The organism is Paenibacillus sp. RC21, assembly GCF_044907935.1.
Classification (GTDB): domain Bacteria; phylum Bacillota; class Bacilli; order Paenibacillales; family Paenibacillaceae; genus Paenibacillus; species Paenibacillus terrae_A.
The window spans coordinates 1-12,362 of the sequence record NZ_JBIYCS010000013.1 but is presented as its reverse complement, the minus strand read 5'-3'; the positions used below and the strand labels follow the sequence as shown (position 1 = coordinate 12,362).

The 12,362-nt window shown below is 41.3% G+C and carries 13 protein-coding genes; 4 read left to right on the top strand and 9 right to left on the bottom strand.

Annotation, left to right across the window (positions count from 1 at the left end; all coding sequences use genetic code 11):
* Positions 1 to 855 precede the first annotated feature (855 nt).
* The 4 genes from ABIA61_RS24970 to ABIA61_RS24955 all read left to right on the top strand — a co-directional run bounded on the left by ABIA61_RS24970 (position 856) and on the right by ABIA61_RS24955 (position 5,861).
* Positions 856 to 1,185: a hypothetical protein gene (locus ABIA61_RS24970; protein WP_342416723.1), complete on the top strand. Its 330-nt coding sequence runs from the start codon at positions 856 to 858 to the stop codon at positions 1,183 to 1,185.
* A 606-nt stretch (positions 1,186 to 1,791) separates the two neighbouring features.
* Positions 1,792 to 4,884 carry a restriction endonuclease fold toxin gene (locus ABIA61_RS24965; RefSeq protein WP_404581405.1) on the top strand — a complete coding sequence of 1,031 codons (3,093 nt, stop codon included), beginning with the start codon at positions 1,792 to 1,794 and terminating at the stop codon, positions 4,882 to 4,884.
* 14 nt (positions 4,885 to 4,898) lie between these two features.
* Positions 4,899 to 5,303: an Imm7 family immunity protein gene (locus ABIA61_RS24960; protein ID WP_283652795.1), complete on the top strand. Its 405-nt coding sequence runs from the start codon at positions 4,899 to 4,901 to the stop codon at positions 5,301 to 5,303.
* A gap of 270 nt (positions 5,304 to 5,573) precedes the next feature.
* Positions 5,574 to 5,861, top strand: coding sequence for a hypothetical protein (locus ABIA61_RS24955; protein WP_404581404.1), 288 nt, complete (start codon positions 5,574 to 5,576; stop codon positions 5,859 to 5,861).
* Between the two features lie 29 nt (positions 5,862 to 5,890).
* Here the strand turns inward: ABIA61_RS24955 and ABIA61_RS24950 are convergent, their stop codons facing one another.
* From ABIA61_RS24950 to ABIA61_RS24910, 9 genes are all read right to left on the bottom strand, one after another.
* Positions 5,891 to 7,513, bottom strand: coding sequence for a recombinase family protein (locus ABIA61_RS24950; RefSeq protein ID WP_404581403.1), 1,623 nt, complete (start codon positions 7,511 to 7,513; stop codon positions 5,891 to 5,893).
* A 90-nt stretch (positions 7,514 to 7,603) separates the two neighbouring features.
* Complete coding sequence (locus ABIA61_RS24945) at positions 7,604 to 7,729, bottom strand: SHOCT domain-containing protein (RefSeq protein ID WP_404581402.1); 126 nt, start codon at positions 7,727 to 7,729, stop codon at positions 7,604 to 7,606.
* 62 nt (positions 7,730 to 7,791) lie between these two features.
* Entirely contained in the window at positions 7,792 to 8,409 is a 618-nt protein-coding gene (locus ABIA61_RS24940; protein ID WP_404581401.1) for an Ig-like domain-containing protein, read from the bottom strand.
* Positions 8,410 to 8,491: 82 nt separating this feature from the next.
* On the bottom strand, positions 8,492 to 8,920 hold the full coding sequence (locus ABIA61_RS24935) for a hypothetical protein (RefSeq protein WP_404581400.1): 429 nt from the start codon (positions 8,918 to 8,920) through the stop codon (positions 8,492 to 8,494).
* Between the two features lie 297 nt (positions 8,921 to 9,217).
* The gene (locus ABIA61_RS24930; protein ID WP_404581398.1) at positions 9,218 to 9,529 is read right to left on the bottom strand and encodes a phage head-tail connector protein; all 312 of its coding nucleotides are present in this window, start codon (positions 9,527 to 9,529) and stop codon (positions 9,218 to 9,220) included.
* Positions 9,530 to 9,539: 10 nt separating this feature from the next.
* A complete protein-coding gene (locus ABIA61_RS24925) occupies positions 9,540 to 9,740 on the bottom strand; it encodes a hypothetical protein (protein ID WP_404581397.1) in 201 nt (66 codons plus the stop codon).
* 99 nt (positions 9,741 to 9,839) lie between these two features.
* Entirely contained in the window at positions 9,840 to 10,670 is an 831-nt protein-coding gene (locus tag ABIA61_RS24920) for a phage major capsid protein (protein WP_404581396.1), read from the bottom strand.
* A gap of 30 nt (positions 10,671 to 10,700) precedes the next feature.
* A complete protein-coding gene (locus ABIA61_RS24915; protein WP_340959173.1) occupies positions 10,701 to 11,315 on the bottom strand; it encodes a DUF4355 domain-containing protein in 615 nt (204 codons plus the stop codon).
* A 768-nt stretch (positions 11,316 to 12,083) separates the two neighbouring features.
* Positions 12,084 to 12,362, bottom strand: a 279-nt coding sequence (locus ABIA61_RS24910; protein WP_404581395.1) for a phage portal protein, incomplete at its 5' end; no start/stop codon positions are given.

The following is a 12,362-nucleotide window of genomic DNA, read 5'->3' as shown; positions in this document are numbered from 1 at the left end:
TGTCTAGTATTTGAAGATTTGCATATCTGTGTTACTACTTCTCTCTTTAATTTTCTACAAAATTCTCCAAAATCCTTTATCCAGAAATAATTATAAGTCAGTCTCAGTAATGATTAAATAAAAAACTCAAACCATTTTCAACTTGAGTTTTCATACTATTTGTTTAAGTTTAAGGTAACCGTGGCTTTCCTACTCTCAGCTACAACTTACAGAAATCGATACGTAACGTGCTCTAAAAACCCAATATTCTTAATCGATACTGCACATCTCATTTTCGAACCATCAATATTACCGTCTTCACGTGTCTTGTCTATGTAAATAATATATATTCCCGCACTCAACTCTAAATCGTTTTTTTGAATGCAGGAACATATTCAAATTGCCTTCCATCCCTCGTGTATCAATGCTTCTGATCTCGATATATTACTACCACGCACTCCACGTGTGTCGAGACAGCGAAAGGGATATATTCCTTTTAATTATATATATTACCTATAGTTATCAAAATCCGATCCTTCTCACAACACCCTTTTTTTACCCTAATCCATAATCACAATTAAATCAGCTCAGTTCCTGACTTTGAAAGACAATTGCTCAAAATTACTTTCAGCTTTCCCTCCTCCCATATCACCTGCTTCCAAAAGTACACATTGTAAATACAGCTTCCAATGGGTCATTCTGTAAAGTTAATCTCTCTTTTAACCGATAAATACATATGCTGGATTTGAACTATGAGAGTAATGGTTTTAAGGAGGTGTTAATAGTTGATAAAAATATGTAATTATTAGAAAAGTACGGATATATACATACGGGACTCACTATTAACGTAAACATAACCAGAAAGGAAGTTTTCATGTGATTGTTTGGAAGGGTTTTGGTATTTTAAATATTGTTATTCCAGGGATTTTATTTGTTATTGTCGGGAGTTTAGTATCCGCTCTAGGACTTGACTCAATAGATTCCCGGCTGCCGATGGCTTTTGTATTCATTGTGTCTGGAGTTATTATCTGGTATCTGGGGAAAGCACTCAACGCCGACTCGGACAAAGTGCTAGTTGATATGGAAACGGGGCAACGCTATCAAATGGGAACCCAGCACAGTCTGTTTTTTATCCCTATGCATTATTGGGGCCCTGCCGGTCTAGTGATAGGATTTATTTTAATAGTTGCAACGATAGTTACATAACGTTAATTGCAAAACATGAGCAATTCCTTGATCAAGGTGTGCCTGTAAAGTAATATAAAGTGTACGTTTCCTGATTCTTTCGATGCATAATCTATATAAAAGACCACAAAGCGAGCCAGTGCTCCTATTGTGGTCTTTATTTCCTTTTGTGCCTGTCGCGGCGGCAGGTGAAATAGACCTCTTTTTCAAGGGACCTAAATGCACTGTTACGTCAATTATTTTTCATTTCTAACAAGTAGTGAACAGCACTCCATATGTTTCGAGGTGATGGAAAGGATATGCTCCCTCTCACCTTCTAATTTATAAGCTTTTATATACTATAAACTTCCTCCCACACCTCTACCTTCCATAAATAAACATTGAAAATACCGCAACGAATGGGTCATTTTGTAAACTAAATCTCTCTTTCAACCGATATATACATATGCTGGACTGTTTAATAAATATCACCTCTCGTAACTTTGTACCCAACAAACTCAGTGATACATATCTATCTTGATTCAAATTTGTACCCATCTATGGCTTCTATTATCAGAAGCAAATTAAAAATGCTGCACTTTAATTTTGTAATCAGCCATCAAATCTAGAAAGGAGTCATGAACTCATTTGAGCCTACCATCAGATGCAATCGGGTATGAAAGCCTACGCTTTTATGGTCCCTTTCAGCCGCAACACATCGATCAACTTCAAGTCACACGTACCATCAATGATCATACCTTTTTACATATCAGTGGTATGCTCTCCGAAGAACAGGGAGCCGCATGCATCGGACAAAATATGGAGCAAGAACCGATTGTGATTCGTCAATTGAATGATCAAGGACAATCGCTGAGAAGACTGTTTCACGGGATCGTTACGCAAATGTCCGTACATTGTATACGTGGAGTATACACCTTTGAATTGGAGGCTGCTTCCCATTCCTATCAAATGGATACCAAGCTGAAAAAACGTTCCTATCAAGATATTCACCGCACTTATGATGATCTGGTCACCTCGATGGTTCGTAAATATGAGTATGGAGACGCCATTGATACCGTAACTAATTATGCCAAACTGGATACTTTTGTTTTACAATATGAGGAGACGGATTGGGCTTTTTTAAAGCGTCTTGCTTCCCGCTTTGGCTCCGTACTTGTGCCAGAGGTAACCGCAGCCTCACCCAAAGTTTTTTTCGGGATGCCAGAAGGCAAACAGCACAAAGTGGAACGAGATGTATTTTATCGGGTACGGAAAACGTTTCATGAACTGGATGCCGAAAAGCCGGGAGAACGTGCTGGCTCGTATGTCACCTATACGATTGAAAGTCTGCAATATTATGCGCTGGGTGACCTCATCACGTTGCCCATTGGACAAGGCAAAGAATTGGTCGTAGTTCGAGCAGTGACCACGTTAGCCGATGGCTTACTGCGTACCCGTTATGATCTCCAAACCGAACAGAATATTCGCTATGCCCGTTATGAAAACGACCAGGCCACTGGGATTTCGCTGACAGGAACGGTGCTCAAGGTACAGCAGGATTTCGTACAGCTTCAACTGGGCATCGACCCGAAGCAAGACCCGGCTAAAGCCTGTTGGTTTCCCGTGGCGACTCGATATGTAGCCGAAGAACATAGCGGTTGGTACGATATGCCTGAGATCGGGGAACAAGTCGAACTGTATCTGCCTACACACCGCGAACAGGATGCCTATGTGACGGATTCGCTACGACAACAACGCCACACAAATGGACAGCCGAATGTGAAGATATGGAAACATGTGCAAGGTAGCGGCGTAGAAATGTCTGAGCAAGAACTGACCCTTTCTACCTCCGATGGATTTTCCATTACACTAAATGAAGATGGTGGCATCACCATCAACAGTCCGGGGGATGTACAGATTCAGGGTGGTCATGTGAAGCTTGATGCAGGTGAGGAACTGTCGCTGGAAGCTGGAACGGCGCTGTATCTCAAAGGTGGAGAAAGTAGCATGGTGCTGGATGGTGAGACAGATACCAAAGCTCCAGTGATTTATCAGGAAGGTACGGTGAAAGCACCCGTTTTCGTGGCTGACCTCCCTCCTGTACCTGAACCACCATTAATGAGTATAAAAGCTTATGAAGCAGCCCAATCAGCAGCAAAGAGCAGCCAAGCCCCTACTCCTAAAGCAAAAATTACGACTCCAGCTGAGCTTCAGAAGGCTAATGCTTTGATGGGGACGATATCCAAACTGTTAGGCTCCATTCCAGCAGTAGGGAACGTAGCCAGTGTGATGTTGAATACGGTGGGTGGGCCAGCAGGTAAAGTGGCGGCAACGGTGTTACAAGCAACAGGAGCCATCCCTATTCGTAGTAAAGGAACGCCAACGGTTGGAGGCAGTAAAGAAACGGGGTTGCACCCGCTCAAACACTTGGCTGGCTTAGCACTCCAAGGACTAATCAGTCAATACGAACATGAGCAAGCAAGACAAGCCTACTATAGCAAGTGGATTTTAGGAAAAGCATATACGAGTGCACGTCATGTAGCGAATTCTGGAGGCCCACTGGAGCTGATTCAGAACCTGCTGAAAGAGTCGAATGCTATGGCTCATGCCTACCAGCAGATTCCTAAAAGTGTTCGAGATAAAATGCTCAGAGATTATACGAAAAAACAACGCCTTCAGGCAGCGCAAACACAGAAACATGAGAATTCAAAACTTGCACTATGGAGAGAAAGAAAAACTAAGGAGTATACTTCATATTGGAATCAAACTGATTATTTTACAGCCAACTGGTGGCAGGATGAAGGTAAGCTAAAGCAAGCTGAGCAAGCACTACGCACTGAAATTACAATGCAGCGCAAACTATCACTGTATGATATTAAAGACCCCAATAAAATGGCTGCCATCCAGCGCATCGTCAACACAAAGCGAACACAAGTATGGGATGAAGGAACCCTAAATGCCATAGAAAATGGATTAGTAGCTATGGGAGTAGACTCAACAAATGCTATTGAGTTGGACAAAGAGAAAATAGATGCACTCATTGCTCGATACAATCAGGGCTTCATCGGACAAAAATCCGGAGACTACATGGAGAGGACAGGTCTAAGTGATTTAGTCGAAGACACGACTTATGGGGTTGTAGGAGCTCGTATCGGTATGGGGACTGCTGGAAGGCCTCCTGCTAGGCCCAGCCAACCACCTATTGTAGAGAATCCGCCTGTAAAACCCAACCCAAAAGGTGGCCCAGGTGTAAACAAGCCGATTGATGAATTCAATGATTCGCCGATTTATAATGGGGCAAATTCTAGTAGGCCTAAGGAGACACCTAAATCAACGAATCCGAGTAAAACTCCTGAGGGGACGGGTAAAACTGGAAATTCAAATAATGGACAATATTCAGGGAAATTAGTAAAGGTTCCTAAGGAAGATGAAGCAGCTGATATGTTAGCAGAAAAACTAGGTGGAGAAGCCAGAGTTAAATTTAGCAATGACCCTAAGGGACGTGAGTTTGATACGGTAAGCGACCAGTACATTGCTCAAACCAAACCACCGTTGAACAGTTTAGATAAGCAATTTAGAAAACAAGCGAAAGCTACGATTGAAGCAGCAATTGAGACGAACAGAAAAGCGTACTTTCACTTTGAAGGTAAGCCTGATGATAGAGTGCTAAGACAACTTAAAGAATATGCCGAAAGATATGGTGTAGAAATAATTATTGATACTAAACCCCTTATACCATGAGAGGATGAGAAGAAATGTTTGAGTATCACGGGTGGGCAACCATTAGAGAAAGTTCCTCATTTGAAGATGATGATGAAAAATTAATTTTAGTCATTCAAGAGATACAGAACTTTTTGAATGAATTAGATTGGCCTTCTGGCGTTTTGGATTTAAGAGCCGTAAATGGAGATTTTCAACTCTGGATAGCAGGTCTTAATAATCATAAACCTACAGCTAAACATAATCCCATAGAATTATTAAAAAGAGTGGGTGAGTTTGCTCCCGGCTCATATGGAATTTTATATGTAAGGGATAGTGATGATATGAAACTATTTAATGAATTTAGGGTTCATACATTAATTCGAGGTGAATTGACTGAACACACAGACCCTTTCTTGTCTCCATTCATACCTAAAGTAGAAGATGACTATGAAGATTAACATAAAGTTGAAATAGAGCTATTAACTCCGACAATAAGAGTGCAATACCACCAACAAACCAAACACTGAACAAATTAACAAACACTTGATGAACTTTAAAAAGCTTGTTCCAACTTGAATCATGAGTAGGAATGAGCTTTTTTGTATAATCAAAATAAAAAGGTTAAAAAATCATAATAATCCATCTTTCCTGCACAAAACAATAACTTGCCATCCCTCCCCATCAGAGTTACCATACACACACTCAAACCACGGGAGGGGAAATGTGTTATGTCAAATTGGCCAGATTGGTTTCTCGAAGCATTACGCCAACGTTTTTATCAATTAGAACTCGCTAGTGAACAACAGGCTTCATGTTTATCTGAGGACAAAAATCTATTCACTCAAATGGATCAATTCAAAACCAACCAAAACGAAGATATTCAGCAACTGCTATCCGAATGGGAAGAAGCCATAGGCTATCAGCTAAGTCAAGACAAACAGTCCATCTATATGGAAGGAGTGAAAGACGGGATTCGATTGATTCTTCCCGTCATGCACTCCACAAATATTCTCTAGCCTATTGATCGTTTCAGCCTATGGTTTCGTTAGTCCAGTATTTCGTCTATGTCCATTCCACTTTTCAAGGTAAAAACAAAATGCGCTGGTGAGAGAATCGTGATCTTCTCCACCAACGCATTAAATAGGTTATCATCAAATTGTTCCAGTATATCTTCACGTAAGCTTAGTACTTGAATGATTTCATCGACACGTTCCTTAATTTTCGCTTGTTGCTCATGCTCCTGCTCCAGTGTCAGCTTCTGTTGTCGTAGCTCGTTGAGTTCACTGGAAAGCCTGTTTGTTTCTTCTTCATATACGGCCTCATCAATCTGATTCCGTAGCTTGAGGTTCACCAGTTCCTTCAAGTCGGATTTCAATTGTTGCATCTTTCCTTCGATATCCAATAGCGGTTCTTGCCCTACTCTGCTGGAAAGTGTCGATTCAATATTGGCTTTCAACGTCTTCATGAATCCTTTCTTATTCTTATACATCCGATTGAACAATCGTACAAATGCGGAATGTAAAACTTGTTCATCGACTGATTTGGCATCACAGGCTGCTTTACCTTCATTGACATACGTTTTGCATTGCCATACCACTTTTTTGGATGGATTATTGCTGTTCCAGGTTCGGCGTTTAAAAATGGCCCCACAGCATCCACAATATACTTTGCTACTGAGTGCATATTTACTGGAGTATCTTTTACTCTCCCCCATCACACTCCCTTTCAGCTTGGCCCTCCGTTCCTTTTCCTTTTGCACCGCTTCAAATAGTTCCTTCGAGACAATCGGTTCATGGTTGTCCTCAATTAAATATTGCTGCTCCTGTCCTTTATTCCTGATTCGTTTGTGGGTTAGAAAATCTACCGTTACCGTCTTTTGCTGAAGCAAAGCTCCGTAATATTTCTCGTTGGTCAGAATTAAGGTAATGGAGGAATCCCACCACGTATCGCCACCCGTGACTGTTTTAATGTGATCTCGCATCAATCCTCTGGCTATCGCCTGATAGCTTTTTCCATCCAAATACTCCTCGTATATTCTGCGTACAATCTCGGCTTCTGACTCGTTAATCACCAGTTCCCCCTGCTCGTCCTTATCGTAGCCGAGAAAGCGAGTGGTGTTGCAGAAGACTTTACCGTTTTGGAAGCCACGCAATATTCCCCATCGGCTGTTTTCAGAAATATTCCGACTCTCGTCTTGGGCAAGGGAACTCAGGATGGTCAGCAATACCTCACCTGTGGTATCTAGCGTATTAATATTCTCCCGTTCAAAGAATACAGCAACTCCGAGACTTTTCAGTTCCCGTACATATTTCAATAAATCCAGTGTATTTCTCGCAAATCTCGAAATCGACTTGACCAGTATGAGATCCAGTTTACCGTTTCGGGCATCCTGTATCATGCGATTAAATTGTGTTCTATTTTTAGTGGTGGTTCCGGTGATGCCTTCATCTGCGTAAATATCAGCCATTTCCCATTCCAAGTTGTTTTGAATGTATTGGGTATAATGATTGACCTGATTGGTATAGCTTTCCTTTTGCTCCTCGGAATCGGTACTAACCCGGCAATAGGCAGCGACTTTCTTCTTTTGAATCGATTGAATTCCTTCTACGATGTCCATCGTTTTAATGGGAACAACGACGACTTTTTTTGCGGTTGCGGCTTGTGCCATAGGTGTTTCTCCCTTCGATATCTTCTTTATACGGTCACATGGTATAATGCTTGCGGCACATCATCAAGTCCATTTCTGCCCATGTTATAGCTACTTGAAAGATTTTTTATTACGCTGGTCAATCGCTATAAATTCTTCTTCTGTAATGACATGTTGTGATCTCAATTGCTTCAACAGGCTCAGACTGAGCAAGTAATCAATAGATTTTCGTTGCATATGTATATGGCTCCTTTGAAATAAAATGGCTCACCTCTAGGGCAAGCCGATAGATATAATGCTTAGAATAAATTTTTAAGGCTAATGGTCTTTTCTATGGTCATGCTAGGATCGCTTACTAAGGTGGCTGTCAATGTTAAAGCTTTGTTGATCGTTCCACTACTGCTTCCTGCCTTTATGGTTACGCTATTTCCTGTGCTGGCTGTTATGCTTCCCATGATCGGAATTGAATCATCTTGATTCCTTAGGCTCCACTCTACAGACTGGTCAAACACTTCTGTTCCATGATCATAGATATGACTGACATATGAGGCGCTTTGACCTGTTTTGAGGATGGAATTGCCGATAATGGCTATCGAATAGATATGCGTTCCCGTTTCGACGACTCTCATTTCAATCGTACTCAGTATCGTAGGGTGATATGTTAATTTTACGGTGATACTTGCTTGGCCCAAAGCGATGCCCATAACCCGACCTTGCTGATCTACACTAATCACACTCGGATCACTGGATGTATAGGTAATCAGCGGATTGGCTATCTCATCCCCATTATCCGTAGCCGTTACTTTCAAAGATAACGTTTCGTTGAGCAGCACATGAGCTAGCGTTCCCTTGTGAAAATGTAATGCATATGTATGAGTAATCTCGTACTTCCATCTGTCAGCGATGTTATGTTCCACGTCATCATAAGCTGTATTTATGCTATCTAATGTGCAGCTTAACTGGATGATGCCATTCAATGTATGATTTATTCCAGTCACTTTAAACGGCTGATGAGTAATGTAGAATCGTTGGCTTAATGTAATGCCCCTCGTATCTATTGTCTTGTACGGTAATCAGGATGTTGCCCTCCGGCATGGAGATAACTTTACCTGTTTCTGTTGAAAACGTTCTGGATTCCACCACAGCATCAAACCATCTCACCTGTCCACTCCAGTTCAAAGCCAGCCGTTGATTACATTTTCGCATCCTGCCTCGACATGACTTTTCATTTTGATCCACCTGACTGGTAATTAAATATCGTTCATAACGATAATCCACAATATCTCCTGTATGTAGAGGTGTTGCTGCCCGAATGATTTTTTCATCGGTCATTTGAATATGATCTGACGTATCCCGAATCAAAGCAAGCTGCTTTACATTGTTGATATGTACAAGCTCGCCTTTCTCTCGTAGAAAAAAATCTATCATCAGCTCTAGGCTCCTCATCCTCCAATGCAAAATCTGGCTTGCAGCGATACAGGTACAACTCCACATAATCACTCCATTCCTTCATATCCAAAATAATAAAGACATCCTTACCAATTTGGACATAGCGATTCGACTGCAATAAGGATTCCACCAGTGTACAGAAAACTCGATATATCGTCTCTAGTATGTAACCATCTTCAAATGAAAAGCTTTTGCGATAAGGTTGTACATCTGCCATCATTGGGCAAATAGGTTTCAAATCAGCATCTAAAATTTCCAGCTTCGTATCATAGAACATTAATCTGTTCCGACCTTGATTTTAGGTAGAGGAAGAGCCAATCGAATACTTGTTGGAATCCCTGTTTCATAGGTAGCTGAGCGTTCACCTTCTTGCTTAGTTATAAGTCCAACCGAATCCCTATTTTTATAGAGATACACAGCATAATCGACCATAACATCTTCATATTCCACAGGGAGTGTTGCCACATTACAATAACCAAAAATATTACTTCTTGCTTTGTTGAAGTAGTGGATCAGGATATCGTCCTTGGATATGTCTGTTGGCTCCATGCCTAAAAATTGTTTCATTAAATTCAATGAATCATTCATGTGCTGCCTCCTATACTTCCTTTACCTGTGCCTTCTCGGTACGCTTCATATTCTTGACAGTTTGAGCTTTCGTTAGAGTTGCTTCTTGCTTAGTCTCATCTGGTTGCGGTTCCTCTACTTGCTCATAATGCCCACTGGCCTGTAACCTCAACACCAACTCCTGATCCGTTACTTCCCATGTACATCCCGTTTCCTGATTCAAAAACCACATCTTATCACCCTCCAAAAAATGAAAAATAGGGCATCCAAAACGGACACCCCGAACGTGTTTCTTCTATTATAATGTGTTTTCATATGATCCCATTTTTAATTAGGACTTATTAGCCGTGAGTACAGCGAGGGCTTCAGGCTTGATACATTTGGCTCCAAACACCTGTAAACCTTTCACTGCATCCGAAAATTGCTTCTCTGGTCTGAATGCTTCCACCGAATCCACTTGCCCGGCAAACGAAATCGCACTTTTATGACCCGCAATAATTTTATACTTGGCTCCTCCTGTATTCGGCACATTGTTGGATTTGTAAACCGTCATACCATCAATATCCCCTACATAACCCGTGCGGATAATATTAGAATCTTTGGTAAAACGAGCATCCTTCAAAAGCAAGCCATAGTACCATGCAGGAACCACCACAAACCGTTCGCTTTCCGGTACATTGTTTTCGTCCAGCAGCACGCCAAGATCAATCAGCATATCATAGGCTGTATCTTTCGTTGGAATTACAGGCGTTGTATCATTGCCCATCGTATTCTCAGCTTTGACCTCTGTGTAAAATCCAGCAAGATACTGATCCACTACATTGGCCAGTCCATACGAGGCTTCCACGATTCCACCATCTAGTAGATTTACATTCGCTTGAGCAGCATCGACATCATCCACCTGAAAATTGAAATACTTCGCCTGATCAATCACCAACATCTTTTGCGTAGCATCCAACTCCTGTGGATTCCCGATTCCAGCTACTTTGTCATAGTTGCCAATCGTCACCGCCCCAATCGAATTGATTTTCACAGTGGAGCCTTGGCCTTGAATCTCACCTTCATAATCTGTGTTGACCACGTTCCCATACACCAGATTCTTCTTCAAACTCTCATTTAAACGTGCGCTCCAAATCGTAGGAATAAAATTCTGTACTGTCATATCTTTTCACCTTGTCCTTTTCGTTTATTATTATTTGTTTTGTAATACTTGTTTGACTTGATCCCAATGCTGATTAATCTCATTTGGCGACATGCCTTTGATTGAATCCAATGTAAATGTGCTACCTGTTGAACCAACCGAAGGTGTATAGCCATCCCCTTTGAGCCGTTGCTCAACTTGCTGTTGTATAGCCTGTTGTAGCGATTGTTCCAACATAGCCAAATTCGCTGACGTTGCGTCTTCATCTGCTCCAATAAAAAAATCCACTAACGGGAGTGGAAGTTTCTTTTCACTGGCTATTTTGATCGCTTGGCTGGTTAACCGTTCACGCTGCTTCTCCAGCTTCATGTGCTCTACTTCAGCACGTAGCTTCTCCACTTCAATTTCTTTTTCATCCTTAGCCGGGAATCGCTTCTTGATCTCAGCATCCACTGCACTTTCCAAATGATTGGTTTTCCATGTTTCCAGCGATTTAGCTGATCGTTTGTCCACGGTGCTATCGAACCAACTTTTTGCTTGCTGATTAGATTGGATGTATTGCTCTATCCCTTCTACGCTATACGGATTCAAACCCTGAAGATACGTTTGCCATTCCTCATTCGTTTGGTTTTCTTCAATCAACTGCTTCACTTGTTCTAAATTCATTTTCGATAATCTCCTTTATTGCCCATTCGACTACGCAGAACCGAACACGCTTATATATGTATGGAGCCTTTTAATGTCATGCTCAGGACAGTGTTGTTACGCTTTAGAAATCACAAAAACGAGGAAAAGGTACAAACATACCAACTCCCCACTTTTGCCTATTTTACATCCTTTGTTTATACGGCTTTTTAATAGCCTAAAGCGTAACACTGAGCCTTTTGGAATTCGAGCTTCAGAACACGATATGTATGTTGAATTTGTTTACGTCATATCTGCTACAATGATGTTACGCATTAGAAATCGCAAAAATGAGAAATAGGTACAAACATACTCCCTCACCATTTACGGTTGTTTTTCACCCTTAGTTTATATAGCTTTTTGATAGCCTAAAGCGTAACATCGAGCCTGCTTTTTCTCATCTGGCGCATCCGTAACTTCGACTTTTCGTTGGCTTGCTTATCTCTACATTTCTCACAATATTTCTGCCGATTCGAATTTGCTGAAAATGTAGCCCTACATTTCTGACAGTTCACTTTTGGCTTCGCTGTTTTAAATTCAGATTCTACATTCCGCTCAGACTCATATTCTCGTTCCAGCTTCTCGTCTATGGGTAAAACTCCTTTTTCAAAATATATACAACGGGGCAGAGCATCATTTTGACTAAAGAATGCACATGGACCATCCTGTAAAAAACAGTAGTTTGGGATACCGTGCTTCGCTCCGAGATAACATGCACAATTATTCTTAACCAACCGCTTGATACTATTTTTATTCTGCATTCGATTTCTCCTTACTCACATCTGCTAATCGTTGCTGCTCCGCATGAAATTTATTGAATTCAAGCTTTGGATTCTCGACAAACGGAAGCAATGTAAGCAACGTTTCCTGAGATACGACTTGCTGCAATTTAACGATCACATCAGCCATCCCCACCAAGTCTGTCGGCAAGTTACGAGTAAACTTCACCGCAATATCACGGTAATCATATTGAACTCCTTCTTTAATGTGTAGGTAGGTGAAGAAATTCCGTAAACGCTGCTTGATCGC